This window comes from Cupriavidus sp. 05N39 (assembly GCF_056397325.1).
Map to the genome: position 1 here is coordinate 1 of NZ_JBFTNE010000099.1, position 25741 is coordinate 25741.

A 25741-nucleotide genomic window follows, 5' to 3' on the forward strand; every position below is an offset into this window, starting at 1 on the left:
GCGGCCAACATCGCCTACAACCTTCTCAAGGTCGCGGCGGGCAACAATGTGGCGATCGGACCGATCCTGCTCGGGGTCAAGGCGCCGGTGCACATCCTGACGCCGTCGGCGACGGTGCGGCGTATCGTCAATATGACGTCGCTGGTGGTGGTTGACGCGGCCGCCAAGCGCTAAGCCGCTGTCAGTCTTGAAAAGCCGGGCTTGCCCGGCTTTTTTATCGCTCGCGCGAGGTGGTCAGTGTGTGCACACATCCTATTAACACATTGAAACAATTGAAGTTTTCCACCCGCCTGGGGGGCGGGGATTGATTATTTATTGGCATGGGCGTAACCTTATGCCTTTGAAGTAGGCGCTCGTTACTCGCAACGATGCCGCCGGTATTCGCGCAGGCCGTCCGGGGTGCAGGCACAAAGGGCAGTTGAGGTGGCGTGGCAGCCGCGCAACGATCCCTTGCCAATTTTGTTGGCGCCCCCAGATCAAGACAAGCAACGTGGGTTCCCAGATTCCTTTGACGCAGCGCGCATCACAATGGATTTCAGCCGCCGGTCTGGCGCGAGTGGCAAGCCGGGTGCTGGCAGGCGTGGCGGTTTCGTGCGCGTTGGCCCAGCCTGTGCTGGCGCGTCAGGCGATCGATGATGGCACGGGAACCATCGCGGTACAGCAGTTGCCCAACGAGGCACAGTTGACGTTGGAACGTATCGAAGCGGGTGGCCCGTTTCTCTACGCCAAGGATGGTTCGAGGTTCGGCAACTACGAGCGCGTCCTGCCGCAAAGGTCGCGCGGTTATTACCGCGAATACACGGTGAAAACAAACAGCCGGAATCGAGGAGCAAGGCGGATCGTATGTGGCGGTGATCAACGCGCCACCAGCGACTGTTATTACACGGACGACCACTACAACAGTTTCAAACGGATAGCCAAATGATGACTGACATTTTCGGATTGGGCGACGCCCTTGCCGCCCGCGAAGAGCGCGGCGCCGGAGATGGCTGGCACCGGGCCCAGACCCAGGCCCAGAATCTTTACGACAACGTGTTGATGATGCCTCGCAACGAGCTCTCGCACCAACCGCCGCTCGCACCCGTTCCCGCAGCCGGCACTGACGGCAGCCAAGAGGGAGCCATGAACCTGTTCAAGACGGTGCGTCCGAACATCGTCCAGTCGATTCGCGCGTTTCGCGTGCCCGAGCTTGCACAGGCGGCGGCGGAGTTGGGCCAGCATTTCCTCTACGCGAACTGCGCGCACTGCCAGAGCAAGGCAGAGGTGCTGGAAACCATCGCCACCAATTTCCTGTTTCCCAAGCATTTCGGGAAGAATTTCGATGCGCTGGCCGATTGCCTGACCGACCTGATCCACAAGGCGGGCGCGCAGCCCGGTTTCGTGATCGTGCTGGAAGGCCTGCCCATCGCGCAGAAATTCGACAAGGAAGGGCGCGAGGTCCTGCTCGATGTCTTCCGCGACGCTGCCGAGTTCTGGGCCGAGCGCAAGGTGCAGTTCCGCGTGTTCTACTCTTTCGCCTGAGCGCCCGCCGCCCACAGGAAAAACAGGATGACAAAGGCCCGCTTGCAGCGGGCCTTTTGCTTTGCCGGCGCGGCGCCGGTGTTATGCCGCCGGCGGCATCTGGCCTTGCGGCGTGAGCTTGTCGATCAGTTCCGGCAAACCTTCGCTAAGGTGGGCGGCTACATCATCCTGTGACATGCCGGTCGAATTGGCCAGGCTCTCCAGCGCGCCAGTGCCGCCGAGGGCGCCGGCCAGCGCGGACGGCGAGACGGGCTGATTGGCCCCGGTGCCGATCCAGGAATTGATCTGCTCGCCCAGGCCAGCCTGCGCCAGGACCTGCTGCAAGGCGCCGATGCCGCCCGCCGCCGCGCCCAGTGCGGGCGCGTCGCCAGCGCCCTGCTGCCCCTGGCCTCCAAGCAGGCCGCCCAGCAATCCGCCGAGATCGAGGCCACCAGGCGCGCCGCCAGCCGCGGCGCCGCCACCCGCACCACCCAACAGCCCGCCGAGCAACCCACCGAGGCCGCCAAGCCCGCCAAGTCCACCGACGCCGGCGGCCGGATCGGCCGGATCATGTTCCGCCCCGGGACTGCCTTCGGCGCCTTTATGGCGCATCGCCAGCATGGCCAGCAGCCCGAGCGCCATCATCATCTTCGGGTTCAGGCCGCCAGCGCCGCTTTCGCCGCCGCCGCGCTGCCCGAGCACTCCGCCCAGCACGCTATCGAGTAGTCCCATGATCGACTCCTTCCGGTGAGTGTGGCGCCGGGCCGGGATAGCCCGGATGCCGTCAAAATCCGCCCAATACCGCGTTGAGCACGGCCAGGCAAGCGAGCCCGGCAGTCTCGGTACGCAAGATGCGCGGCCCGAGTGACACGCCCGTGAAACCTGCGTGCAGCGCCGCAGCTTCCTCGTCCGGCGCGAGTCCGCCTTCCGGTCCGATCAGCAGCGTCACGCCGGTGTCCAGCAGCGCGCCACGCTGCTCCGCGGCAAACGATACCAGCGACTGCGAGGCGCGCGGCGTGATCAGCAACCGTGCGCCCCGGGCCGCCGCCGGGTTCGCCTGCAGCCCCAGCCATGATTCCAAGTTAGCCACCGGTGCGACCTCGGGCAAGCGATTGCGTCCGCATTGCTCGCATGCCGCCTCGACCAGCGCCTGCCAGTGCGCGTGGCGCTTCTGCGCGCGCTCTGCCGAGAGCCGGACCACCGAACGTGCCGCCTGCAGCGGCTGGATCGCCGCCACGCCGAGCTCGACGGCTTTCTCTATCAGCCAGTCCATCTTGTCGCCGCCGGCCAGTCCTTGCGCCAGCGTGACGCGGAAGGGTGGCTCGGCCTCAGACGGATCGTGGTCGCGGATTCGCGCCAGCGCATGGCGCTTGCCAATCTCGACCAGGGTGGCGGCATGGCTGCCGCCGCGCCCGTCGAACAGGGTGATGTCGTCGCCCGGGTTGAGCCGCAGTACCTGGACATGCCGCACTACCGCTTCGGGCAGTGGCATGTCGGTCTCGGTGGCCAGAGCGGAATCGATAAAAAAGCGCGGCGGCATCAGGTGGGTCCGTCCTTATCTTCGCCGGCGGCCTTGTCCAACGGTTTGGCGAATCCCCAACGGTAACCGTCGGGATCCTTGACCATGCAATAGCGGTCGCCCCAGAACTGGTCGTCGGGCGCCATCAGGCTGACCGCGCCGGCGGCGACAGCGCGCGCGTACATGGCATCGACATCGTCGCAGTACACGTAGAACGTCTGCGGGCATTCGACGCCGAGCGAGCTGGGCGTACGCGCGGTACTGCCCCAGGCGCCTTCGGGCGCGAACATCACCACCAGTTCTCCCCGGTAGTGCATCTCGGCGTGGGTCGGCACACCGTTTTCGTCGACCACGTTCCCCGCGCTGAAACCGAAGGCGCGGTGGTAGAAGTCGAGCGCGCTGCGCCCGTTGCCCACCGTCAGGTAGGGCGTGAGCCAGGGGGTGTTGGCCGGTCTTGTCATGATCGTCTCCTGGTTACGGGAAGCCGCGCGGGGCTTGCCGCGGCGGCAAGACTCGCGGTGCGAATGAGCATCTTACGCGGGTGCGCCGGCGCTGTCGAAAAGCGCTTGCAGGTGGCGGGGAAGGGTGAACAAGGCCGGGTGGAGCGCCGCGTGGTAGCAGCGCAGGGTCCGTTCCAGTTTCCAGGCGCGCAGCCGCTCGCCGAGCAGCGCGGTGCCGGTGCCGCGCACGTCCAGCGCGTCGCTGGCCAGCGCGATGGCCCATGATGCACCGTGCACCGGGATAAAGGCGCTGAGGGGCTGGACCTGGGCGAAGCACTGGCGCAATCTTGCGCAGAGCACGCGAACCGGGTCGGGGCGGTGCTCCGGCGGGCCGAGTTGCAGGGACAGCGCGCCGCCCGGCGCCAGGCAGCGCCTGGCGGCTTGCAGGCCGTGGGCGGAGAAGAGGGCCGCCGCCGGGCTGCCATCGTCGGCCTCCGTAAGGTCGAACACGATCAGGTCGAACCGCCGCCCGGCACGGCCGAAGGCTTCCATCAAGCCCAAGGCATCGCCAATGGCGAGGTGCACGCGCGGATCGTCGAAGGCGCCCTGGTGGATACCATCGAGCCAGGCCCGGGCCAGCGTCACGACCTCCGGATCGAGTTCGGCCACCACCACTTCGCGCATGAATGGCAGGCGCAGCAGTTCACGCGCCGAGCCGCCGTCGCCGCCGCCGACCACCAGCGCCGAACGTGCCGCGCCATGAGCCACGGCCATGGGGTGCACCATCAGTTCATGCTGGATAAAGGCATCCGCTTCGGCGCACATGACGCGGCCATCGAGGCGGAAGATCCGGCCAAAGCGGGCATTCTCGCCAATCTCGATCTGCTGGTACGGCGAGCGCACCGCCGCCAGCAGCCGAATCTGGCCCAGGGTGGTGCCGATGCCGGGGGAGAGCCATTCGGTCCATTGCAGATGGCCGCCGGCCGGGGCCGCCGGGTGCCCGGATTCGGCCTTTCCTTCTGGTAAAATCGCGCTTTTCCCGCCGCCAGGTTCCCGCCGCATGTCTCACCTCGCTCATCCCGCCGCCAGTCCGCACGCTTCGCAGCCCGTCCAACTCATGGCCAACGCCATCCGCGTCCTGGCCATGGACGCCGTCCAGCAGGCCAATTCAGGCCACCCAGGCATGCCGATGGGTATGGCGGATATCGCGGTGGCGCTGTGGGGCCGCCATCTGAAGCATAACCCGACCAACCCCCAGTGGGCTGATCGCGACCGCTTCGTGCTGTCCAACGGCCACGGCTCGATGCTGCTCTATGCGTTGCTTCACCTGACCGGCTACGACCTGCCGCTGGAAGAGCTGAAGAACTTCCGCCAGATGCACAGCAAGACCGCCGGCCACCCGGAATACGCCATCACGCCGGGCGTCGAGACCACCACCGGCCCGCTGGGCCAGGGCCTCACCAACGCAGTCGGCATGGCGCTGGCAGAGCGCCTGCTGGGCGAGGAATTCAACCGTCCCGGCTTCGATATCGTCAATCACCACACCTATGTGTTCCTGGGCGACGGCTGCCTGATGGAAGGCATCAGCCACGAAGCCTGTTCGCTGGCCGGTACGCTGAAACTGAACAAGCTGGTCGCGCTGTGGGACGACAACGGCATCTCGATCGACGGCGATGTCGTGCACTGGTTTGCCGACGATACCCCGAAGCGGTTCGAAGCCTATGGCTGGAATGTGATTCGCGCGGTGGACGGCCATGATGCCGCCGCCGTCGACGCAGCCATCGCCGAAGCCAAGTTCAGCCATCGTCCGACCCTGATCTGCTGCCGTACCCTGATCGGCAAGGGCGCGCCCAACAAGGAAGGTGGTCACGATGTGCATGGTGCGCCGCTTGGCGGCGCTGAGATCCTGGCCACGCGTGAAGCGCTGGGCTGGGCCCACGCACCGTTCGAACTGCCGGCCGAAGTCTATACGGCATGGGATGGCAAGGCCCGCGGCGGTTCGCTGGAGAAGGCCTGGAACGCGCTGTTCGAGGCCTATGCCGAGCGTTTCCCGTATGAAGCCGGCGAATTCCAGCGCCGTATGCGTGGCGAGCTGCCCGGCGCATTCGACGCTGCCGTGGACGCATTCCTGGCCAAGTGCGAGGAAAAGGCCGAAACGATCGCCACCCGCAAGGCCAGCCAGAACACCATCGAGGCGCTCGCCCCGGTGCTGCCGGAATTCCTGGGCGGCTCGGCCGACCTGACCGGCTCCAACCTGACTAACTGGTCGGGCAGCAAGGCAGTGCGCGCCGATGCCTGGGGCAACCATATCAACTACGGTGTGCGCGAGTTCGGCATGAGCGCCATCATGAACGGCATCACGCTGCACGGTGGCTACATTCCCTACGGCGGCACCTTCCTGACCTTCTCGGACTACAGCCGCAACGCGCTGCGCATGGCGGCGTTGATGAAGATCCGCACGCTGTTCGTGTTCACCCACGACTCCATTGGCCTGGGCGAAGACGGCCCGACCCACCAGTCGATCGAACACGTTGCCAGCCTGCGCCTGATCCCCAACATGGACGTGTGGCGTACCGCCGACACCACCGAGACCGCAGTGGCCTGGGCCCAGGCCGTGCGCCGCGAGAATGGGCCGAGCTGCCTGATCTTCAGCCGCCAGAACCTGCCGTTCCAGAAGCGCGACGATGCGACCCGCGCCAATATCGCGCGCGGCGGCTATGTGCTGCGCGACGGCACCAATGCCAGGACCGGCCGTCCGGATGCCGTGATCATCGCCACCGGCTCSGAAGTGGGCCTGGCYGTGGGCGCTGCCGASCAGCTGGCYGCCGACGGCGTGCACGTGCGCGTGGTCTCGGTGCCGGCGACGACGGTGTTCGACAAGCAGGATGCCGCCTACAAGGCATCGGTGCTGCCGGCAGGCGTGCCGCGCGTGGCGGTGGAAGCCGGCGTGACGGATTTCTGGTGGAAATACCAGGTCCAGGCCGTGGTGGGCATCGACACCTTCGGCGAATCGGCTCCCGCTGGCGTATTGTTCAAGCACTTCGGCTTCACGGTCGAGAACGTCGTGCGCACCGTGCGCGACACGCTCGGTCAGTAACAGGTATTCCCCGGCCCGAGCAGCGGTCGAGTTGGCCGCGCGGGCCGGCAGACGCTTTCCCGCATCCATCGATCGTTAGCCTACTCAGGAGATAAACATGACCATCAAGATCGGCATCAACGGCTTCGGCCGCATCGGGCGCATGGTGTTCCGCGCAGCCGCCGCCAACTTCAAGGAAATCGAAGTCGTTGGCATCAATGACCTGCTCGAGCCCGACTACCTGGCCTACATGCTGAAGTACGACTCGGTGCACGGCCGCTTCGACGGCGAAGTGTCGGTCGACGGCAACACGCTGATCGTCAACGGCAAGAAGATCCGCCTGACCGCCGTCAAGGACCCGTCCGAACTGAAGTGGGGCGAGATCGGCGCCGACGTGGTGATCGAGTCCACCGGCATCTTCCTGACCAAGGAAGGCGCGCAGAAGCATATCGACGCGGGCGCCAAGAAGGTGATCATGTCGGCCCCGTCGAAGGACGACACCCCGATGTTCGTGTACGGCGTGAACCACGACACGTACAAGGGCGAGGCGATCATCTCCAACGCCAGCTGCACCACCAACTGCCTGGCGCCGGTCGCCAAGGTGCTGAACGACAAATGGGGCATCAAGCGCGGCCTGATGACCACCGTGCACGCCACCACCGCCACGCAGAAGACCGTTGACGGCCCGTCCAACAAGGACTGGCGCGGTGGCCGCGGCATCCTGGAAAACATCATCCCGTCGAGCACCGGCGCCGCCAAGGCAGTGGGCGTGGTGATCCCCGAGCTGAACAAGAAGCTGACCGGCATGTCGTTCCGCGTGCCGACCTCCGACGTGTCGGTGGTCGACCTGACCGTTGAGCTGGAAAAGGGCGCAACCTACGCCGAGATCTGCGCCGAAATGAAGGCGCAGAGCCAGGGCGCGCTCAAGGGCGTGCTGGGCTACACCGAAGACAAGGTGGTCGCCACCGATTTCCGCGGCGATGCGCGTACCTCGATTTTCGACGCGGAAGCCGGCATCGCGCTGGACTCGACCTTCGTCAAGATCGTGAGCTGGTACGACAACGAGTGGGGCTATTCCAACAAGGTACTGGAAATGGCCCGCGTGGTCGCCAAGTAACTTTGTCGGAACAGATTGGCTAGCGCCGAGAAAAGCGGCATTCCACGGAATGCCGCTTTTTGTCCGCCTGTGTGCAGGCGGATCCGCACAGGCCGGAAAGCCAGGGCGGGCCCGGAATACCTGTTCCGTTCCCGCCTTTGCTCTTACACTGCTAAAGTGCTAGAAAATACTGATTTGCAGCCAATGCAAGTGACGATCCAGTCATTCGCAGTCTCCAATCCAACCTGGGCGAGATCATGGTGAATGTGGATACCAAGCTGCTCGTGATTTTTACCGAGTTGCTCAGCAAGCGAAACGCGACCTATGTCGCGGAAAAAATGCATATGACCGCGCCCGCGGTCTCGCATTCGCTGGGTCGCCTGCGCGAGATCTTTGACGATCCTCTTTTCATCCGCGTGCCGCACGGCCTGACGCCGACGCCGCGAGCCCTGGAACTGGGCCCGAAGATTCGCGACATGCTGGATCTGTGGTCCTCGATCAACGAGGGCGACGCCGATAACTTCGATCCCGCGGTAGCCACCGGCACCCTGAATATCGGCTTTGCAGCCGAACTGGGCGATACGGTCTTCAACCGCTTCATCCTGCGCATCAAGCAACTGGCGCCGGAACTGCATATCAAGCTGGTTGAATCGCATTCCTGGGAGTCGGATGTTGCCGCCATGCGCGGCAATGAGCTGGATCTGGCGTTCTCGCCGTTCCCGACCCGGCATCCTGAGATCGTGGAAGAGATGGTTACCTCGCTCAACCTCTGGGTTTGTGCGCGCAAGAACCATCCGGTGCTCAAGGGCACCTGCACGCTCGAGCAGTATCTCGATTGCGGGCATATCTTCATGGCGCACTCGGGCGGCAATGGCCGCCCGGCGCCGTCGCTGATCCCGCTCGACTACGCCCTGCAGCAGCGCGGACTGAAGCGCAATGCAACGTTGACGGTGCATTCCTGGCGCGCGCAATCCGAGTTGGCCGCGCAGACCGACATGATCTTCACGGTCAATGCGCTGACCAAGGACATGGCCTGCGAGACCTATGGGCTCAAGGCCTTCCCCTTGCCGGCCGAGCTCAATACCACGCTGGGCCTGAACATGTTCTGGCACCGCAGCCGCAACACCCACCCCATGCTGGTGTGGGCGCGCGGGCTGTTCCGCCAGGTCGTGGGCGAATTCGTCGGCGTGCCGGCCACCGCGCGCGGCCTGCATATCGTTGCCGAACAGGACCGGCAGGAAACCTGAGATTGGCCTGAGAATAAAAAAACCGGCGCGAGCGCCGGTTTTTTTATGTTGTCGTGGCCGGCGCGCTAACGCTTCGGGCGGTGCGAGCAGTCAGTCTTGGTGCAGTTGCCGTACAGCGACAGTGCGTGCTCCTGCAGCGCGAAGCCGCGTTCGCTGGCGATGCTTTGCTGGCGGCGCTCGATTTCGGAATCGTAGAATTCCTCCACGCGGCCGCAGTCGATGCACACGAGGTGGTCGTGGTGCTTGCCCTCGTTCAGTTCGAAGATGGCTTTGCCGGATTCAAAGTTGTTGCGCGACAGCAGTCCCGCCTGCTCGAATTGAGTCAGCACGCGATAGACGGTAGCGAGGCCAATGTCCATTTGTTCGTTGAGCAGGATGCGATAGACATCTTCCGCGCTCAGGTGGCGCTGCTCGCTGGTCTGAAAGATCTCGAGGATCTTCAGGCGCGGTACGGTCGCTTTAAGACCGATATTTTTGAGGTCCGCCGGACTCGGCATGGGCGTGACTCCCTAGAGTACAATGTCTGGATAGTTGAATCATAAGGGTTTTGGCGGCAAAAGTCGCCCCGGCGGTTACCTGGGGTGCGGCCACCCTCCCTGGGCTGCGCTCGCGATGCTCTATCGCCGCAGCCGGCTCGTGGTATATCCCGTTAGAGCCTGGATCGGCACTTTTCTCTCCCTTCTAGAAGCGAGATACATGCGTTCATTCCGTTCGTCCGCCATGCGTCCGACGCTGGTTACTACTGTGCTGGCTGCTGCCCTGCTAACGGCAGCGTGCTCCACCTATGACAATACGTCGCGCAAGGTCGCCAACGCGATCACGCCGTATCGTATCAACATTGTGCAAGGCAACTTTGTCTCGCGCGAAGCCGCCGCGCAGCTGCGCGAGGGCATGACGCGCGACCAGGTCAAGTTCCTGCTTGGCACGCCGCTGCTGACCGATGTGTTCCATGGCAACCGCTGGGACTACGTGTTCTCGTTCCGCCGTGGCAATACGCCGGTGGTGCAACAACGTCGCTATACGGTCTTCTTCGATGGCGACAAGCTCGTCAAGTTCGGCGGTGACGAGTTGCCGTCCGAATACGAGCTGATCGCCGAAATCGACGGTATGAAAGCGATGCAGGCAGGCAAGGCAGTGACGCCGAAGCCGCAAACCGATGCGCTCGCTCCGGCCTCCGATGCCGCGGCAACCCCGGCCGCCCCCGTCGCGGCGGCCAATGAAGCCGCCGCTCCAGCCGATGCCGCCACCGCTCCGGCGGCAGGCAAGTCCGTCGAGGCGGCCGCATCGTCGGCTGCCGCGGAGACCGGTGCTGCCAGCCCGACCCACTGACCCGTTTGGCCCGACAATGCCGGCCGCCCACGCGGCCGGCTTATTTTTGACTGCTGACACGCCATGAATATCGCCATCGCAGGTGCCTCCGGCCGCATGGGCCGCATGCTGATCGAACACGTACTCGCCACTGAAGGCGTGACCCTGTCTGGTGCGCTGGATGTGCCCGGCGCGCCGGCCCTGGGCCAGGATGCCGGGTTGCTGCTGGGCCGCACGACCGGCGTGACGATTACCGCCGACATCGAAGCCGCCCTCGCCGGTGCCGACTGCCTGATCGACTTCACACGGCCGGAGGGCACGCTGGCGCACCTGGCGGTGGCGGCGCGCCTTGGCGTGAAGATGATCATCGGCACCACTGGCTTTGACGACGCCGGCCGCGCCGCCGTGGCCGAGGCTGCCAAGCGTATCGGCGTAGTGTTCGCCGCCAATATGAGCGTTGGCGTCAACGCCACCTTCAAGCTGCTGGAAGTGGCCGCCAAGCTGCTTTCATCGGGCTACGACATCGAAGTTATCGAAGCGCACCACCGCCACAAGGTGGACGCGCCGTCCGGCACGGCGCTGGCGATGGGCGAGGTGGTGGCCAAGGCACTGGGCCGCGACCTGAATACCTGCGGCGTCTTTGCCCGCGAAGGCCATACCGGCCCGCGCGATCCCAACTCCATTGGCTTTGCCACCGTGCGCGGCGGCGACATCGTGGGCGACCACACCGTGATGTTCGCCGGCATTGGCGAGCGCATCGAGATCACGCACAAGTCGTCCAGCCGCCAGTCGTATGCCGACGGCGCGCTGCGCGCCGCGCGCTTCCTGGCCGACAAGCCCAGCGGCCTGTTCGACATGCAGGACGTACTGGGCCTGAAGTAAGGCGCCGGGTCCGTCCTGCGACGTCAGCCCCGACGGTTATAATCGGCACTTTCGCCGTTCCAGCGCAGGCGGGCGCCGCAAGGCAGCCCGCCGCTTATCTTTTCCACGCTTTTCGCACGCCAACGCAGTTGCCGTTGTCCTGAATATGCAAGACAAATACCTTCCCTCAGCCGTTGAACAAGCCGCCCAGCAACACTGGCAAGCCATTGATGCCTACCGCGTATCGGAAGAGGCGAAGCTGGCCGACGGCAGCGAGAAGCCCAAGTTCTATGCGTGCTCGATGTTGCCGTACCCGTCGGGCAAGCTGCATATGGGGCATGTGCGCAACTACACCATCAACGACGTGATGGCGCGCCACCTGCGCATGAACGGGCACAACGTGCTGATGCCGATGGGCTGGGATGCGTTCGGCATGCCGGCGGAAAACGCCGCGCTCAATAACGGCGTGGCGCCGGCGGCCTGGACGTACGACAACATCGCCTACATGAAGCGCCAGATGCAGTCGATGGGCCTGGCCATCGACTGGTCGCGCGAGGTTGCCACCTGCAGCCCGGACTACTACCGCTGGAACCAGTGGCTGTTCCTCAAGATGCTGGAAAAGGGCATTGCCTATCGCAAGACCGGTACGGTGAACTGGGATCCGGTCGACCAGACCGTGCTGGCCAACGAGCAGGTCATCGACGGGCGCGGCTGGCGCTCGGGCGCGCTGGTTGAAAAGCGCGAGATCCCGATGTACTACCTGCGCATCACCGACTACGCCGAGGAACTGCTCGGCGATCTCGACAGCCTGGGCTGGCCCGAGCGCGTCAAGATCATGCAGCAGAACTGGATCGGCAAGAGCGTGGGCGTGCGCTTCGCCTTCCCGCATGCCATCGCCGACGATGACGGTAAGCTGATCGGCGACGGCAAGCTCTACGTGTTCACCACGCGCGCGGACACCATCATGGGCGTGACCTTCTGCGCGGTCGCCGCCGAGCATCCGCTCGCCACCCATGCCGCCGCCGCCAATCCCGAGCTGGCCGCCTTTATCGACGAGTGCAAGCACGGCTCGGTCATGGAAGCCGATATGGCGACCATGGAAAAGAAGGGCATGCCCACCGGCCTGAAGGTGGTGCACCCCATCACCGGCGAGCAGGTCGAGGTTTGGGTCGGCAACTATGTGCTGATGAGCTATGGCGACGGCGCCGTGATGGGCGTGCCCGCGCATGACGAACGCGACTTTGCCTTCGCCAACAAGTACGGCCTGCCGATCAGGCAAGTCGTCGACGTCAAGGGCCAGGCCTTCTCGACTGAAGCCTGGCAGGAATGGTACGGCGACAAGGAGCACGGCACCTGTATCCATAGCGGCAAGTACGACGGCCTCGGCTACCAGGCGGCGGTGGAAGCCATTGCCGCGGACCTCGGCGCCAAGGGCCTGGGCGAGAAGAAGATCACCTGGCGCCTGCGCGACTGGGGCATCTCGCGCCAGCGTTACTGGGGCACGCCGATCCCGCTGATCCATTGCGAGGACTGCGGCGTGGTGCCGGTGCCCGAGCAGGACCTGCCGGTGGTGCTGCCCGAAGACCTGGTGCCGGACGGCACCGGCAACCCGCTGGCCAAGGATCCGCGTTTCCTCGCGTGCACCTGCCCGTCGTGCGGCAAGCCGGCGCGTCGCGAGACCGACACCATGGATACCTTCATCGATTCGTGCTGGTATTACATGCGCTATACCTGCCCGGATGCGGCCACCATGGTCGACGGCCGCAACGACTACTGGATGCCGATGGACCAGTACATCGGCGGCATCGAACACGCGATCCTCCACCTGCTGTACGCCCGCTTCTGGACCAAGGTCATGCGCGACATGGGCCTGGTCACGTTCAATGAGCCGTTCACCAACCTGCTCACGCAGGGCATGGTGCTCAATGACACGTACTACCGCGAAGACGCGGCCGGCAAGAAGACCTGGTACAACCCGGCCGAGGTCGAGGTCAGCACCGATGAGCGCGGCCGCCCGCTGGGCGCCGTCCTCAAGGCCGACGGCCAGCCGGTGGTGATCGGCGGTGTCGAGAAAATGTCGAAGTCCAAGAACAACGGCATCGACCCGCAGGCGCTGATCGACCAGTACGGCGCCGACACCGCGCGCCTGTTCGTCATGTTCGCCGCGCCGCCCGAGCAGCAGCTCGAGTGGAGCGGCTCGGGCGTGGAAGGCGCTTCGCGCTTCCTGCGCCGCGTGTGGAACTACGGCTATGCCAATGCCGGGGCGATTGCCGCGGCCGGCAATGCCGCGACGTCGGGCGACGCCGATGGCGCGCTGCGCCGCGAGATCCACGGCGTGCTCAAGCAGGCCAACTACGACTACCAGCGCATCCAGTACAACACCGTGGTGTCCGCCACCATGAAGATGCTCAACGCGCTGGAGGACGCCAAGCAGGCTTCCCCGGCCGCGCGCCGCGAATGCTTCGGCATCCTGCTGCGCGTACTGTACCCGGTGGTGCCGCACGTGACCCACGGGCTGTGGCAGGAGCTCGGCTACGCCACGCAGTACGGCGACCTGCTCGACGCCGCCTGGCCGCAGGTCGATGAAGCCGCGCTGGTGCGCAGCGAGCTCGAACTGGTGCTGCAGGTCAACGGCAAGGTGCGCGGCAGCCTGACGGTGCCGGCGGATGCCGATCGTGCCGCCATCGAGGCCATGGCCGCCGCCAGCGAGATCGTTGCCAAGTTCGCCAACGACGCTGCGCCGAAGAAGATCGTGGTGGTCCCGGGCCGCCTCGTCAACGTGGTGCTTTAAAGAGCGCTGACCAAGCCTACAAGGGAGCTGCCCATATGGATGGACAGAAGCTGGATCGACCGAGGCAGGGCCGCCGCAAGGTCCTGGCCGCGCTGCTGGCGGCCAGCCTGCTGGGCGGCTGCGGCTTTCACATGCGCGGCAATGCGGATTTTGCTTTCAAGCGGCTTTACCTGAGCATTCCGGCCAATACGCTGATGGGCTCCGATCTGCGCCGCGCCATCCGCAACGGCTCGGACACGCAGATCGTGTCTGATCCGAAAGACGCGGATGCCTTGCTCGATGTGCTGCAGGACACGCGTACCAAGACCGTGTTGTCGATCACCACTGCCGGCGTGGTGCGCGAATACCGCCTGACGCAGCGCTTCACCTTCCGCTTGCGCGATGCTGGGGGCCAGGAGCTGATCGCGCCTTCGCAACTGGTGCTCACGCGTGACCTGACCTACAACGAAGCTAACGCGCTGGCCAAGGATTACGAAGAGCAGCAGCTCTACCGCGATATGCAGCGCGATATCGTGCAGCAGCTGATTCGCCGGCTGAGCGCGGTCAAGACGATCTGAGCCGCGCGCAAGCGCCGCCCAGAGAACCCGACACGGCAAGGACAGAGGAACAAGCGCACCGCATGCAGCTCAAGCTCGACGGACTCGAAGCGCACCTGCGCACGGCCAAGGGACGCGGCCTGGCGCCGCTCTACGTGGTGCACGGCGACGAGCACCTGCTGGTGCTGGAGGCGGTCGACCGCCTGCGCCAGGCGGCGCGCGAGTCCGGCTTCACGGAGCGCGAGGTGCTGTCGTCCGAACGTGGCTTCAACTGGGGTCAGGTGGTCCAGGCGCAGCAATCGATGTCGCTGTTCGGCGACCGCAAGATCGTCGAATTGCGGATTCCCTCCGGCAAGCCCGGCAAGGACGGTGGCGAGGCGCTGCGCGCCGTGGCCGCTCATCCCTCGCCGGACGTGGTCATGCTGATCACGCTGCCGCGGCTGGATTTCGCTACGGCGAAATCGGCCTGGTTCCAGGCGCTGGACGCCGCCGGGGTGTCAATCAAGGTCGACTCCATCGACCGCAGCCGGCTGCCGGCCTGGGTCGGCGAGCGGCTCGCGCTGCAGCAGCAGCGCGTTGAGCCCGGCGAGCCGGGGCGCAGGGCGCTGCAGTTCATCGCCGACAAGGTCGAAGGCAACCTGCTGGCCGCCCACCAGGAAATCCAGAAGCTTGGCTTGCTCTATCCCGCCGGCTCGCTGACCTTCGAGCAGGTGCACGATGCGGTGCTCAATGTGGCCCGCTACGACGTCTTCAAGCTCTCCGAAGCCATGCTCGGCGGCGACGTGCCGCGGCTGGTGCGCATGCTGGAAGGGCTGCGCGGCGAGGGCGAGGCCACGGTGCTGGTGCTGTGGGCGCTGACCGAGGAAATTCGCGTATTATCCAAGGTCCGGCAAGGGTTGGCGGCAGGCAAGCCGAGCGGCGTCCTGATGCGCGAACTGCGTGTCTGGGGCGTGCGCGAGAAGCTGGTACCGCAGGCCGCGCAGCGCCTCTCGCTGGCGCAACTCGAATCCGCACTGGGGATGGCCGCCAAACTGGACCGGCAGGTCAAGGGCCTGCGCGCCGAAGGCATGCCGGCCGAACCCTGGGATGGCCTGCTGCAACTGGCACTCACCATCGCCAGGTAAGCGGCGGCGCAGCAGCGCGCGACGGTTCGCATCTGCCTGCATTGCAGGATTTTGCCAGCCGTTGCCGACAAGAAACCAAGCATTGAGGGCCGGATCGCCTGGCCAGGAATATGAACGAGCTCGATCTCACGCAGTACATGGACCGCGTTGGCCAGCAGGCCCGCGCCGCCTCGCGCGCCATGGCGCGCGCCTCCACCGCCGACAAGAATCGCGCGCTGCTGACCATCGCCGCGGCCATCCGTCGCGACGCCGCCCACCTGAAGACGGTGAATGCCGGCGATGTCGAGCGTGCCCGCGCCAACGGCCAGGACGCTGCCTTCATCGACCGCCTGACGCTGTCTGACAAGGCCATCGACACCATGGCCGCCGGCCTCGAGCAGATCGCCGCGCTGGCGGACCCGATCGGCGAGATCAGCAATATGAAATTCCGCCCCACCGGCATCCAGGTGGGACAGATGCGCGTGCCGCTGGGCGTGATCGGCATCATCTACGAGTCGCGGCCCAACGTGACCATCGATGCCGCCGCGCTCTGCCTGAAGTCGGGCAACGCCACTATCCTGCGCGGCGGTTCCGAAGCCATCGACTCCAACACCGCGCTGGCCGCCCTGGTGGCCGAGGGCCTGGCCGCCGCCGGCCTGCCGCCCGAAGCGGTGCAGGTGATCTCGACCACCGACCGCGCCGCCGTGGGCCGGCTCATCACCATGACCGAATACGTCGACGTGATCGTGCCGCGTGGCGGCAAGAGCCTGATCGCACGGCTGATGGAAGAAGCCCGGGTGCCGATGATCAAGCATCTGGACGGTATCTGCCACGTCTTCATTGATACCGCCGCCGACCTGGAAAAGGCGGTGCGCATCTGCGACAACGCCAAGACCCAGCGCTACGCACCGTGCAATACCATGGAGACGCTGCTGGTCGCGCGCGACATCGCGGCCGCGGTGCTGCCGCCGCTGTGCCGCATCTACCAGGAAAAAGGCGTGGAGCTGCGCGTCTGCGCCGCCACCCGCGCCACGCTGGAAACCGCCGGCTTCACCGGCCTGGCCGATGCCACCGAGGAAGACTGGCGCCTGGAATACCTGGCCCCCGTGCTGGCGATCCGCACCGTGGCGGGGCTCGATGAGGCGATTGCGCACATCAATACCTACGGCTCGGCGCACACCGATTCCATCGTCACCGAGAACTACAGCGCCGGCATGCGGTTCCTGCGCGAGGTCGACTCGGCCAGCGTGATGATCAATGCATCGACCCGCTTTGCCGATGGCTTCGAATACGGCCTGGGCGCCGAGATCGGCATCTCCAACGACAAGCTGCACGCGCGCGGCCCGGTTGGGCTGGAAGGCCTGACCTCGCTGAAATACGTGGTGTTCGGGCACGGCGAGATCCGTACCTGAGCGGGCAAGGGCAGGGCTGGCCATGCGGCTGGTCCTGGCCCGCCGCCGGCGATCGCCGGCGGCTTCCGTTTCGCATCCCCACCGTTCCCGCGGGAACCCAACCACAAAAGAACGCCTGATGCTCTGGGTCAAAGCGCTGCACATCGTCTTCGTCGTTTCCTGGTTCGCCGGCTTGTTCTACCTGCCCCGCATCTTCGTCAATCTCGCCATGGAGCGCGAGCCTGCCGGCGTGCAGCGCCTCCTGCTGATGGCACGCAAGCTCTACCGTTTCATGACCATGCTGGCGGTGCCCGCGCTGGTGTTCGGGCTGTGGCTATATGTCGGCTACGGCATCGGGCGCGGTCCGGGCCAGGGCTGGATGCATGCCAAGCTGGCGCTGGTGCTGGTGCTGATCGGCTATCACCATGGCTGCGGCGTGTTGCTGAAGAAGTTCGAAGGCGGCCGCAATACGCGTTCGCATACCTTCTATCGCTGGTTCAATGAGTTGCCGGTGCTGGTCTTGCTGGCGGTGGTGATCCTGGTGGTGGTCAAGCCGTTCTGACGGGCGCCGTCCGGCAGGTTCCGGCGTTTTTCCCGTATCGTATCCACTTCGTATTCCCCCTCGTTCCAGGCGCCGTTGTCTCGCCCCACACCCCGTCCAGAGGACATGATGAGCAAGCAGGTCGACTACTACCTCACCCCGCAATCGCCTTTCGTCTACCTTGGCCACGAGCGCTTTGCCGCAATCGCGGCCAGGCATGGCGCGCAGGTCAATCTCAAGCCCTGCGACCTGGGCCGCGTGTTCTCCGTCTCGGGCGGCTTGCCGCTGGCGCAGCGGCCGCCGCAGCGCCAGGCCTACCGCCTGATCGAACTGGCCCGCTGGAGCGAATTCCTGGGCGTGCCGCTCAACCCGCAGCCGGCCTTTTTCCCGGTCTCCGGCGATGCCGCCAGCAAGCTGCTGATCGCCGTGCAACTGGCGCACGGCACCACCCGCGCGATGGAACTGGTTGGCGTCATCGGCCGCGCGCTGTGGGCCGAGCAACGCAATATCGCCGATGCCGCCACGCTGGCTCAGCTGGCCGACGGCATCGGGCTGGATGGCGCGGCGCTGCTCAAGGCGAGCGATGCCCAGGCAGTGCAGGCCGCATATACACAGCACACGCAGGATGCGATTTCCGCTGGCGCGTTCGGCGCGCCGTGGTACGTTTATGAGGGCCAGCCCTACTGGGGCCAGGACCGTCTCGACTTCCTCGATCGCGCGCTCGCGGCGACCTGAAGTCCCGGGCGCGGTACACTGCGCGCTATCCGACCCCGTCCGCCACGGCGGACGTTTTTGTTTGCAGGAATTCCCAAGCCATGTCCCAAGCCTTTTTTGCCTCCTGCCCGCGCGGCCTTGAGAGCGCACTCGCCGAAGAGTTGCACGAGATCGCGGCGCGGCCCGGACTGGCCAAGCTCGCACCCATCCAGGTCCATCGCGAAATGCCGGGTGGCGTCACTTTCTCCGGCGAGATGCCTGCGGCCTACGTCGTCAACCTGCACTCGCGCATTGCCAGCCGGGTGCTGATGCGGGTGGCCAACCGGGGCTACCGGCGTGAGGACGATATCTACGACCTGGTGCGCGCCCAGCGCTGGGATCAGTGGTTTTCGCCGGACGAGACGCTGCGGGTGGACGTTACCTCGCATCGCTCGCCACTGCAGAGCCTGAACTTCATCGCGCTGCGGATCAAGGATGGTGTTTGCGATACCATGCGCGAGCGCCTGGGCGAGCGTCCCAGCGTGGACACCGTGAATCCCGACGTGCGGCTCTATGCCCACCTGACGGAGCATGACTGCACGCTGTATCTCGACACTTCGGGCGATCCGCTGTTCAAGCGGGGCTGGCGCCTGGAGAAAGGCGAGGCGCCGCTGAAGGAAAACCTGGCCGCCGGCATCCTGCGCCTGGCCGGCTGGGTGCCCGGCCAGACCGAACGCCCGTTCTATGATCCGATGTGCGGCAGCGGCACCTTCCTGGTGGAGGCCGCGCAGGTGGCACTGGGCCTGGCGCCCGGCGCCGCCCGCGGTTTTGGCTTCGAGCGCCTCAAGGGGGCCGACATCAAGACCTGGAATGCATTGAAAGCGGCTGCGCGGGACGACGAGGAGGCGGCGCGCAAACGCGTGGCGTCCGAGCCCCTGGAGATCGCGGGCAGCGATATTTCCACCGACATGTTGTCCATGTCGCAGGCCAACTGGGAACGCGCCGGCTTGCCGGGCGAGGTACGCCTGAAGCAGGTGGATGCGCGTTTCGCGCAACCGCCGTTCGTTGCCTCCGGCCTGCTGCTGATGAACCCGCCCTATGGCGAGCGGATCGCGGTACGGGGAGAACGCCGCCGGCCGCTGGACGAAGCGCCTGTTGACGAGATCGACGACGAGGCCGCCAACCAGTTCGCCAGCGCCTTCGCCACCACGCTCAAGCAGCATTTCGCGGGCTGGCAGGCATGGGTGTTTACGGGCGACCTGTCGCTGCCGCGCCGGCTGCGGCTCAAGGAATCGCGCCGTACGCCGCTCTACAACGGCAATATCGAATGCCGGCTGTTCCGTTTCGACATGGTGCGAGGCGGCAACCGCAACGCGCCGGCCCAGCCTTCGGCCTGACGAGCGCGGGACCGGAGGGCGAGCCTCTCCGGTCTCGCGGCGCTTTGCTCACTAGCGTGGCGCGCGTCCGGTCACGCGTTCGGGGTGGCGGGCGAAGTCCTCCAGGAAGCCCTGGAAGCTGACCACCGGTTCCTGCAGCAAATGGCGCGGCAGGTCGAACAGCGCGTAGAAATAGTCCTCGCGCCCTTCGCAGTGCTCGGCCGGCAGGCAGTATTGCTCCCAGTCGATGCAGGCCGGGGTGTACATACCGTTGCCGGGCCAGAAGAAGGGCACGATGCGGCCCTCACGCAGCCCTTCGATCAGGGCCGCCGGTGCATCGTAGGCTTCCGCGGATTCCACCTGGTTGATCAGTCCGGCGCGCGTCTCGATCACCATCAGCGTGGCCTGGCCCTGTGCCGTCAGCATCAGGATGCCGGCCGGGTTGGGGTAGAGGTAGTACTCGACAAAGCCGTAGCGCGCGGTGATCTGCCGCACGCGCTCGCAGATCGCCGGATCCGACAGGAAGGAAAACGAGTGGCGCGTCAGCAGGTCGCGCAGCGTGCGCGAGAGGGTGGCGAAATACTGCTGCTGGAGCGCGTCGATCTCCTGGTCCAGCCGCTCCACCATATTGCTGTCGTGTTTCTTGACGTAGCGGTCGATCAGGCCGTGGTTGAAACCCTGCACGGCGATACCCTCGTCGGCGGTACCGGTCAGCAGGATGGTCTTGCACGGCAGGTCCTGCAGGGCCTGGCAGAACTCCAGTCCGTTCATCTGCGGCATCGAGTAATCCACCACGATCACGCCCGGCTGCACAAAGCGATTGAGGTCGTGGATCTGCCGGTAGATGCGGTCGATGTCGAGCTGCACGGTGCGCCGCTCGGTCAGGAAGGTCAGGTCGTCATGCGTCACCCGTACCGGCAGGAAGCCGGTGAAGCGTGTGGTGTAGGTATCGCGGATCCATTGCAGCGCCTCGCGCGGATCGGTGAAGGTGACCACCGGCCGCGACGGATCCATCTGGAACGCCAGGCTGTCGATAAACGATTTGCTGTCGTCGACAAGCACCGTGAGGATCGGGTGATGGAAGACCGACAGATTCCTGTCCTGGGGGTTGAATGTCATGTTGCTTTCGGCTCCGGTGTCGGCGGACACGGCGGGCGGATGGTTTGGCGCGGCTGGGGATCCGGTTCGGCAAGGCCGGGGACGGATCGGTTCGGGGCGGCCCACCGCGCTGGACTACACCTGGCCCTGTTCGGATGACCGGCGTGCGTGCCATGGCCGGCGACCGGAAATCAGTATAGCGTGCCCGCGCTTCCATGCAACCGGCATGCGGTGGGGCAGAAAAAAAGCGCGACTGTGTCGCGCCGGGGTGACGGCGGAGACAGGCGCGGGCCCGTCTCCGTCCTTTGCGGCTGGCTTACTCGATGGCCTTGCCCATGTCCTCGACGACCTTCTTGGCGTCACCGAACACCATCATGGTCTTGTCCATGTAGAACAGTTCATTGTCCAGGCCCGCGTAGCCCGCGGCCATCGAACGCTTGTTCACGATGATGGTCTTGGCCTTGTAGGCTTCCAGGATGGGCATGCCGGCGATCGGCGAGGCGGGATCGGTCTTGGCGGCCGGGTTCACCACGTCGTTGGCGCCCAGCACCAGTACCACATCGGCCTGGCCGAACTCGCTGTTGATGTCTTCCATTTCGAAGACCTGGTCGTAAGGGACTTCGGCCTCGGCCAGCAGCACGTTCATATGGCCCGGCATGCGGCCGGCCACGGGATGGATGGCGTACTTTACCGTCACACCCTTCTCGACCAGCTTCTCGGTGAGTTCCTTGAGCGCATGCTGCGCGCGCGCCACCGCCAGGCCGTAGCCCGGCACGATGATCACGGTCTCGGCATTGCCCATCAGGAAGGCCGCGTCGTCGGCCGACCCGGACTTCACGTTGCGCTGCGCCTGGCCGCCGGCAGCGGCCGCCGCGGGCGCCCCGCCAAAGCCGCCGAGCAGCACGTTGAAGAACGAGCGATTCATCGCCTTGCACATGATGTACGAGAGGATGGCACCGGAGGAGCCCACCAGCGAGCCGGCAATGATCAGCATCGGGTTGTTGAGCGAGAAGCCGATACCGGCGGCCGCCCAGCCCGAGTACGAGTTCAGCATCGACACCACCACCGGCATGTCGGCGCCGCCGATCGGGATGATGATCAGCACGCCCAGCACGAAGGCGATCGCCAGCATCAGCAGGAAGGGCAGCCAGTCTTGCGACAGGCAGAAGATGATGCCGAAGCCGATCATGGCCACCGCCAGCAGCAGGTTCAGCAGATGCTGCCCGGCGAAGGACACCGGCGCACCCTGGAACAGGCGGAACTTGTACTTGCCCGACAACTTGCCGAAGGCGATCACCGACCCGGAGAAGGTGATGGCGCCGACAAAGCAGCCGATGAACAGCTCGATGCGGTTGCCAAACGGGATATCGTGCGAGCCCGGCGGCGTGATGCTGAATGCCGACGGCTCGGCCACCACGGCCACCGCGATGCAGACCGCGGCCATACCGATCAGCGAGTGCATGGCGGCCACCAGTTCAGGCATCTTGGTCATCTCGACCTTTCTTGCCACGTAGGCGCCGATGCCGCCGCCAACCACCAGCGCACCGAAGATCAGCGCCATGCCTTCGGCGACCGACGACTGGCCCGCGCCGATGGCCAGGAACTCGCTCTTGAGCTTGGCGATCAGCACCAGCGTGGTCACTGCGGCGATGGCCATGCCGATCATGCCGAAGGCATTGCCGCGCCGCGCGGAACTGGGATGCGAGAGGCCCTTGAGCGCCTGGATGAAACACACCGAGGCCAGCAGGTAGAGCAGGGTGACGAGGTTCATGCTCACTTGGCGCCCTCCTCATGGCCCTTGCCGGCCTTGGCCTTGGGTTCTTTCTTCTTGAACATCTCCAGCATGCGCTGCGTCACCAGGAAGCCGCCGAACACATTGACCGCGGCGAGCGCCACCGCCAGCGTGCCCATGGTGCGGCCCACCGGGCCCTCGGTCAGGCCGGCCGCCAGCATGGCGCCGACGATGATGATGGCCGAGATTGCATTGGTCACGGCCATCAGCGGGGTGTGCAGGGCGGGCGTGACCGTCCAGACCACGTGGTACCCCACGTAGATCGCCAGCACGAAGATGATCAGGTTGATCACCGTGTGGTTCACCATTTCCATCGACTTCTCCTCCGTTGCTTGAATGCCTTGCTGCGCGGTTATCCCGTGTTCTTTTGCCTGGCCAGGCGCCTGTGAGCGCCTATTGCATCGATGCCCCGCCTGGTGCCGCGTTGTCGTCTTTCGCCCGGGTACCTTCAGCCCAGGGGCGACGGTACGGCTGAATCAGTAAATGGCATGCCGGATGCGGGCATCGCACCGGCGTTGGCTCCCGGCGCGATGTCCTCATCCGCTTACACCTTCTTGATTTCCTTGATGGCGTTGTTGTCGTCCACCAGGATGATCTTCGGCTTGTAGGTGGCGATCTCTTCGTCGCTCATCGGCGCGTAGGTGCAGATGATGAGATGGTCGCCCAGGTGCGCGCGCCGCGCGGCCGCACCGTTGAGCGAGATCTCGCCGCTGCCGCGGACGCCCTTGATGATGTAGGTGGAGAAACGCTCGCCATTGTTGACGTTGTACAGCTCGATTTTCTCGAACTCCTTCATGTCGGCCGCTTCGAGCAGATTCTCGTCGATGCCGCATGATCCCTCGTAGTGGAGGTCCGCCTGTGTCACGGTGACACGATGGAGCTTGGCGCGGAGCATGATGCGTTGCATGGGTGATACGTCCTTGGTTGATGCTGGATGAGCTTGCAGGAAAGCCCTTGGAATTGAGTCCTGACGGGCCACTTGGAATGGTTCCGGGGCTGGGTGCCGGCCGTACCGGCCGATAGCAGCAGGCGCGCTACCGTGCACCTGGCCGGAACCGCCTGGCACCATTCTAAAGCGACCGGGCCGCGGCGGGCCCGCTGTCGCTTCAGGATGCGCCGCGGACCACCTGGCCATCCTTGCACATCAGGCAGGCGGCGACGATATCGTCCTCCAGGTTCAGCGTGAACTGGCCTTCCTTGTCGATGACAAGCTTGAGGAAGTCGAGCACGTTGCGTGCATAGAGCGCCGATGCGTCGGCCGCCACCATGCTGGCCAGGTTGGTGTGGCCGATCAGCGTGACGCCGTGGCGCTCCACCACCTCGTCGGCCACCGTCAGCGGGCAGTTGCCGCCCTGCGCCGCGGCGAGGTCGACCACCACCGAGCCCGGCTTCATCGCCTGCACCGTCTCTTCCTTGAGCAGCACCGGCGCCTGGCGGCCCGGGATCAGCGCGGTAGTGATGACGATGTCGGCGGCCTTGGCGCGCTCGTGCACCAGTTCGGCCTGGCGCCGCATCCAGTCGGGCGGCATGGGGCGGGCATAGCCGCCCACGCCCTGCGCGATCTCGCGCTCTTCGTCGGTGACGAAGGGCACATCGAGGAATTTGGCGCCCAGCGATTCGATCTGCTCCTTGACGGCGGGACGCACGTCGGAGGCTTCGATGACCGCGCCCAGCCGCTTCGCGGTGGCGATGGCCTGCAGGCCGGCCACGCCGGCGCCGAGGATCAGCACGCGCGCCGCCTTGACGGTGCCGGCGGCGGTCATCAGCATCGGCATGAAGCGCTGGTAGTGGTGGGCGGCGACCAGCACGGCCTTGTAGCCGGCAATATTGGCCTGGGAGGAGAGCACGTCCATGCTCTGCGCGCGCGTCGTGCGCGGCGCGGCTTCCAGCGCGAAGGCCGTCAGCGAGGCGCGCGCCATGCGTGCATTGTTCTCTGCGTCGAAGGGATTGAGCATGCCGATCAGCGCGGCGCCGGGCTTCATCAGCGCGAGCTCGGCATCGTCGGGGGCGCGGACCTTGAGCACCAGTTGCGCGCCGAGTGCCTGGGCCGCGGTGCCAATGGTGGCGCCGACCGCCTCATAGGCCGAGTCCGGCTGGCTGGCACGCACGCCGGCTCCCGACTGGACAATGACCTGATGGCCCTGGGTCACGTATTTCTTGACCGTCTCCGGGGTGGYGGCGACACGAGTCTCACCTGCCCGCGTCTCCTGYGGGATGCCGATGTGCATCGTCAATTTCTCCTTTTGCTGGCGTCTTTGAGGCGCTGTCAAAATGATTCTGGCGATGCGGCGAGACTTGTCGTACGACGTGTACGGCAAGGCAACGCGCCTGACCAGAACCGATTCATTTCATTCTGACAATGCCGCTGATCTGCTTTAGCGGGCTGACGTCCTCGGCCCTTGTGTCCTGTCATGCGGACGGCCAGGGCCGAACGCAGCGCACAATTTTTTCGCAGCTTACAGGAATCTGACGCTTCGTGGTGACTGGCCGGTCGGCTTTTGCGCAACAGCACGGCCAACGCATGGCGGCTATCGGAGCGGTGCATGACCGGCGTCCCCAGGGCCCGCGCCGCGGCCATTGCTGTCCCTGGCTGCGTGTTGTCCGCGCGCGCCGGCGGCCTCGCGTGGATTTTTACGTCATCCCTTGGCGCACTGCTGCTTTCTTGACACCGATTTGAGACGCGACCCCGTACTGTTCCGGTCGTCGCGCGGCCATCGCCGGCGCGAGCGTTCGCTGATTTCCACCGATTGATGTCTTACCTTTCAGACAAGTTATCCATGACTGCCTTTCGCCTTGGCGCTTCACGTGCCTGCGCCGTTTCCCTTGCTGTTTCCCTTTCCGGCGCCGCGCTCTTGCTGGCTGCCCCCGCATTTGCCCAGAGCGCGCCGGGTGCGGCGGCTGCCGAAGTCTCGCCGCACGCTTTCACCGCCAACGTGACGCTGGCCAGCGAGTATCGCTACCGCGGCCTGATGCAGACCAACCGCCGTCCGGCCATCCAGGGCGGGTTCGACTACACGCATTCGAGCGGCTTCTACCTGGGCAACTGGAACTCGAGCATCAGCTGGCTGGGCGACAGCAATCCGGAAGTCTCGGCGCCGATTGAAATTGACTTGTACGGCGGCTTCAAGAACACGGTGACGCTGGGCGGCCTGGAGTGGAACTACGACGTCGGCGTGCTGCAGTACTACTACCCGGGCGACTACCCGAGCGGCTTTACGCGCCCTTACACCACGGAAGTGTATGTCGGCGCCGGCTACGGTCCTGTGTTCTTCAAGTATTCGCAGGCGCTGACCAACCTGTTCGGATTCGCCGACAGCAAGTACAGCTACTACGCCGACCTGTCGGCCAATGTGCCGCTGAATTTCTGGGACCT

General features: G+C 65.3%; 26 protein-coding genes. 16 read left to right on the forward strand and 10 right to left on the reverse strand.

Translation table 11 applies throughout. The features are described from left to right. From AC1DN0_RS32730 to AC1DN0_RS32740, 3 genes are all read left to right on the forward strand, one after another. Positions 1 to 174 (forward strand): phosphate acyltransferase (locus tag AC1DN0_RS32730; protein WP_477112007.1); only part of this gene is annotated, 174 nt, incomplete at its 5' end. Between the two features lie 406 nt (positions 175 to 580). Next, positions 581 to 925 carry a ribonuclease gene (locus AC1DN0_RS32735; protein ID WP_441635134.1) on the forward strand — a complete coding sequence of 115 codons (345 nt, stop codon included), beginning with the start codon at positions 581 to 583 and terminating at the stop codon, positions 923 to 925. After that, positions 922 to 1521: a barstar family protein gene (locus tag AC1DN0_RS32740; protein ID WP_045240736.1), complete on the forward strand. Its 600-nt coding sequence runs from the start codon at positions 922 to 924 to the stop codon at positions 1519 to 1521. The genes AC1DN0_RS32735 and AC1DN0_RS32740 overlap by 4 nt, the downstream gene beginning before the upstream one ends. Before the next feature lie 81 nt (positions 1522 to 1602). Here AC1DN0_RS32740 and AC1DN0_RS32745 read toward each other — a convergent pair whose 3' ends face one another. The 4 genes from AC1DN0_RS32745 to AC1DN0_RS32760 form a co-directional block, all read right to left on the reverse strand. Next, a complete protein-coding gene (locus AC1DN0_RS32745) occupies positions 1603 to 2232 on the reverse strand; it encodes a YidB family protein (RefSeq protein ID WP_441635100.1) in 630 nt (209 codons plus the stop codon). A gap of 52 nt (positions 2233 to 2284) precedes the next feature. Next, positions 2285 to 3040, reverse strand: coding sequence for a 16S rRNA (uracil(1498)-N(3))-methyltransferase (locus AC1DN0_RS32750; RefSeq protein WP_441635102.1), 756 nt, complete (start codon positions 3038 to 3040; stop codon positions 2285 to 2287). Further along, on the reverse strand, positions 3040 to 3480 hold the full coding sequence (locus tag AC1DN0_RS32755; protein WP_441635104.1) for a VOC family protein: 441 nt from the start codon (positions 3478 to 3480) through the stop codon (positions 3040 to 3042). Before AC1DN0_RS32755 ends, AC1DN0_RS32750 begins: the two co-directional genes overlap by 1 nt. A 72-nt stretch (positions 3481 to 3552) precedes the next feature. After that, the gene (locus AC1DN0_RS32760; RefSeq protein ID WP_441635106.1) at positions 3553 to 4521 is read right to left on the reverse strand and encodes a spermine/spermidine synthase domain-containing protein; all 969 of its coding nucleotides are present in this window, start codon (positions 4519 to 4521) and stop codon (positions 3553 to 3555) included. On the opposite strand from AC1DN0_RS32760, the gene tkt reads away from it, so the two are divergent. The 3 genes from tkt to AC1DN0_RS32775 all read left to right on the forward strand — a co-directional run bounded on the left by tkt (position 4520) and on the right by AC1DN0_RS32775 (position 8878). Further along, the gene (gene tkt, locus AC1DN0_RS32765; protein WP_477146310.1) at positions 4520 to 6556 is read left to right on the forward strand and encodes a transketolase; all 2037 of its coding nucleotides are present in this window, start codon (positions 4520 to 4522) and stop codon (positions 6554 to 6556) included. The two genes, AC1DN0_RS32760 and tkt, sit on opposite strands and share 2 nt — an antisense overlap. 97 nt (positions 6557 to 6653) lie before the next feature. Continuing rightward, positions 6654 to 7652 (forward strand): type I glyceraldehyde-3-phosphate dehydrogenase, encoded by a 999-nt coding sequence (gap, locus tag AC1DN0_RS32770; RefSeq protein ID WP_045240731.1) that lies wholly within the window; start codon positions 6654 to 6656, stop codon positions 7650 to 7652. A 236-nt stretch (positions 7653 to 7888) separates the two neighbouring features. After that, the gene (locus AC1DN0_RS32775; RefSeq protein ID WP_045240730.1) at positions 7889 to 8878 is read left to right on the forward strand and encodes a LysR family transcriptional regulator; all 990 of its coding nucleotides are present in this window, start codon (positions 7889 to 7891) and stop codon (positions 8876 to 8878) included. Positions 8879 to 8943: 65 nt separating this feature from the next. Here AC1DN0_RS32775 and fur read toward each other — a convergent pair whose 3' ends face one another. After that, positions 8944 to 9375 (reverse strand): ferric iron uptake transcriptional regulator, encoded by a 432-nt coding sequence (gene fur / locus AC1DN0_RS32780; protein WP_045240729.1) that lies wholly within the window; start codon positions 9373 to 9375, stop codon positions 8944 to 8946. Positions 9376 to 9574: 199 nt separating this feature from the next. Between fur and AC1DN0_RS32785 the strand changes: the two genes are divergently transcribed. The 9 genes from AC1DN0_RS32785 (at position 9575) to AC1DN0_RS32825 (ending at position 19499) form a co-directional block, all read left to right on the forward strand. Continuing rightward, positions 9575 to 10207: an outer membrane protein assembly factor BamE gene (locus tag AC1DN0_RS32785; RefSeq protein ID WP_441635113.1), complete on the forward strand. Its 633-nt coding sequence runs from the start codon at positions 9575 to 9577 to the stop codon at positions 10205 to 10207. A 63-nt stretch (positions 10208 to 10270) separates the two neighbouring features. After that, entirely contained in the window at positions 10271 to 11068 is a 798-nt protein-coding gene (gene dapB, locus AC1DN0_RS32790) for a 4-hydroxy-tetrahydrodipicolinate reductase (RefSeq protein ID WP_441635115.1), read from the forward strand. Between the two features lie 145 nt (positions 11069 to 11213). Next, complete coding sequence (gene leuS / locus AC1DN0_RS32795) at positions 11214 to 13838, forward strand: leucine--tRNA ligase (protein WP_441635117.1); 2625 nt, start codon at positions 11214 to 11216, stop codon at positions 13836 to 13838. Between the two features lie 35 nt (positions 13839 to 13873). Continuing rightward, a complete protein-coding gene (locus tag AC1DN0_RS32800) occupies positions 13874 to 14395 on the forward strand; it encodes an LPS-assembly lipoprotein LptE (RefSeq protein WP_477104539.1) in 522 nt (173 codons plus the stop codon). A 62-nt stretch (positions 14396 to 14457) separates the two neighbouring features. Further along, positions 14458 to 15498: a DNA polymerase III subunit delta gene (holA, locus tag AC1DN0_RS32805; RefSeq protein WP_441635121.1), complete on the forward strand. Its 1041-nt coding sequence runs from the start codon at positions 14458 to 14460 to the stop codon at positions 15496 to 15498. Positions 15499 to 15608: 110 nt separating this feature from the next. Then, positions 15609 to 16889: a glutamate-5-semialdehyde dehydrogenase gene (locus AC1DN0_RS32810; RefSeq protein WP_441635123.1), complete on the forward strand. Its 1281-nt coding sequence runs from the start codon at positions 15609 to 15611 to the stop codon at positions 16887 to 16889. 118 nt (positions 16890 to 17007) lie between these two features. After that, the gene (locus AC1DN0_RS32815; RefSeq protein ID WP_441635125.1) at positions 17008 to 17430 is read left to right on the forward strand and encodes a CopD family protein; all 423 of its coding nucleotides are present in this window, start codon (positions 17008 to 17010) and stop codon (positions 17428 to 17430) included. 108 nt (positions 17431 to 17538) lie between these two features. After that, positions 17539 to 18144: a 2-hydroxychromene-2-carboxylate isomerase gene (locus AC1DN0_RS32820; protein WP_441635136.1), complete on the forward strand. Its 606-nt coding sequence runs from the start codon at positions 17539 to 17541 to the stop codon at positions 18142 to 18144. An 80-nt stretch (positions 18145 to 18224) separates the two neighbouring features. After that, entirely contained in the window at positions 18225 to 19499 is a 1275-nt protein-coding gene (locus AC1DN0_RS32825) for a THUMP domain-containing class I SAM-dependent RNA methyltransferase (protein ID WP_477104540.1), read from the forward strand. Between the two features lie 51 nt (positions 19500 to 19550). Here the strand turns inward: AC1DN0_RS32825 and AC1DN0_RS32830 are convergent, their stop codons facing one another. The 5 genes from AC1DN0_RS32830 to AC1DN0_RS32850 form a co-directional block, all read right to left on the reverse strand. Continuing rightward, positions 19551 to 20597, reverse strand: a complete 1047-nt coding sequence (locus AC1DN0_RS32830) for a response regulator (RefSeq protein WP_428180365.1) — start codon at positions 20595 to 20597, stop codon at positions 19551 to 19553. A gap of 295 nt (positions 20598 to 20892) precedes the next feature. Beyond that, positions 20893 to 22347 (reverse strand): NAD(P)(+) transhydrogenase (Re/Si-specific) subunit beta, encoded by a 1455-nt coding sequence (locus tag AC1DN0_RS32835; protein WP_276288801.1) that lies wholly within the window; start codon positions 22345 to 22347, stop codon positions 20893 to 20895. Between the two features lie 2 nt (positions 22348 to 22349). Continuing rightward, complete coding sequence (locus tag AC1DN0_RS32840) at positions 22350 to 22682, reverse strand: NAD(P) transhydrogenase subunit alpha part 2 (RefSeq protein ID WP_045240719.1); 333 nt, start codon at positions 22680 to 22682, stop codon at positions 22350 to 22352. A 230-nt stretch (positions 22683 to 22912) separates the two neighbouring features. Then, a complete protein-coding gene (panD, locus tag AC1DN0_RS32845) occupies positions 22913 to 23275 on the reverse strand; it encodes an aspartate 1-decarboxylase (protein ID WP_276288797.1) in 363 nt (120 codons plus the stop codon). Positions 23276 to 23474: 199 nt separating this feature from the next. Then, complete coding sequence (locus AC1DN0_RS32850) at positions 23475 to 24596, reverse strand: Re/Si-specific NAD(P)(+) transhydrogenase subunit alpha (protein WP_477146311.1); 1122 nt, start codon at positions 24594 to 24596, stop codon at positions 23475 to 23477. A gap of 549 nt (positions 24597 to 25145) precedes the next feature. Between AC1DN0_RS32850 and AC1DN0_RS32855 the strand changes: the two genes are divergently transcribed. After that, positions 25146 to 25741, forward strand: a 596-nt coding sequence (locus tag AC1DN0_RS32855; protein WP_477104541.1) for a TorF family putative porin, incomplete at its 3' end; no start/stop codon positions are given.

What these genes read in the sequence shown, in the direction of transcription:
- AC1DN0_RS32800 (WP_477104539.1), top strand. Translation starts at nt 13,874, where the DNA reads ATGGATGGACAGAAGCTGGATCGACCGAGGCAGGGCCGCCGCAAGGTC.
- AC1DN0_RS32830 (WP_428180365.1), bottom strand. Translation starts at nt 20,597, where the DNA reads ATGACATTCAACCCCCAGGACAGGAATCTGTCGGTCTTCCATCACCCG.
- AC1DN0_RS32745 (WP_441635100.1), bottom strand. Translation starts at nt 2,232, where the DNA reads ATGGGACTACTCGATAGCGTGCTGGGCGGAGTGCTCGGGCAGCGCGGC.
- AC1DN0_RS32835 (WP_276288801.1), bottom strand. Translation starts at nt 22,347, where the DNA reads ATGAACCTCGTCACCCTGCTCTACCTGCTGGCCTCGGTGTGTTTCATC.
- AC1DN0_RS32815 (WP_441635125.1), top strand. Translation starts at nt 17,008, where the DNA reads ATGCTCTGGGTCAAAGCGCTGCACATCGTCTTCGTCGTTTCCTGGTTC.
- fur (WP_045240729.1), bottom strand. Translation starts at nt 9,375, where the DNA reads ATGCCGAGTCCGGCGGACCTCAAAAATATCGGTCTTAAAGCGACCGTA.
- panD (WP_276288797.1), bottom strand. Translation starts at nt 23,275, where the DNA reads ATGCAACGCATCATGCTCCGCGCCAAGCTCCATCGTGTCACCGTGACA.
- AC1DN0_RS32740 (WP_045240736.1), top strand. Translation starts at nt 922, where the DNA reads ATGATGACTGACATTTTCGGATTGGGCGACGCCCTTGCCGCCCGCGAA.
- AC1DN0_RS32750 (WP_441635102.1), bottom strand. Translation starts at nt 3,040, where the DNA reads ATGCCGCCGCGCTTTTTTATCGATTCCGCTCTGGCCACCGAGACCGAC.
- AC1DN0_RS32825 (WP_477104540.1), top strand. Translation starts at nt 18,225, where the DNA reads ATGTCCCAAGCCTTTTTTGCCTCCTGCCCGCGCGGCCTTGAGAGCGCA.
- AC1DN0_RS32775 (WP_045240730.1), top strand. Translation starts at nt 7,889, where the DNA reads ATGGTGAATGTGGATACCAAGCTGCTCGTGATTTTTACCGAGTTGCTC.
- AC1DN0_RS32820 (WP_441635136.1), top strand. Translation starts at nt 17,539, where the DNA reads ATGAGCAAGCAGGTCGACTACTACCTCACCCCGCAATCGCCTTTCGTC.
- leuS (WP_441635117.1), top strand. Translation starts at nt 11,214, where the DNA reads ATGCAAGACAAATACCTTCCCTCAGCCGTTGAACAAGCCGCCCAGCAA.
- AC1DN0_RS32755 (WP_441635104.1), bottom strand. Translation starts at nt 3,480, where the DNA reads ATGACAAGACCGGCCAACACCCCCTGGCTCACGCCCTACCTGACGGTG.
- AC1DN0_RS32760 (WP_441635106.1), bottom strand. Translation starts at nt 4,521, where the DNA reads ATGCGGCGGGAACCTGGCGGCGGGAAAAGCGCGATTTTACCAGAAGGA.
- AC1DN0_RS32840 (WP_045240719.1), bottom strand. Translation starts at nt 22,682, where the DNA reads ATGGAAATGGTGAACCACACGGTGATCAACCTGATCATCTTCGTGCTG.
- holA (WP_441635121.1), top strand. Translation starts at nt 14,458, where the DNA reads ATGCAGCTCAAGCTCGACGGACTCGAAGCGCACCTGCGCACGGCCAAG.
- dapB (WP_441635115.1), top strand. Translation starts at nt 10,271, where the DNA reads ATGAATATCGCCATCGCAGGTGCCTCCGGCCGCATGGGCCGCATGCTG.
- gap (WP_045240731.1), top strand. Translation starts at nt 6,654, where the DNA reads ATGACCATCAAGATCGGCATCAACGGCTTCGGCCGCATCGGGCGCATG.
- AC1DN0_RS32785 (WP_441635113.1), top strand. Translation starts at nt 9,575, where the DNA reads ATGCGTTCATTCCGTTCGTCCGCCATGCGTCCGACGCTGGTTACTACT.
- AC1DN0_RS32810 (WP_441635123.1), top strand. Translation starts at nt 15,609, where the DNA reads ATGAACGAGCTCGATCTCACGCAGTACATGGACCGCGTTGGCCAGCAG.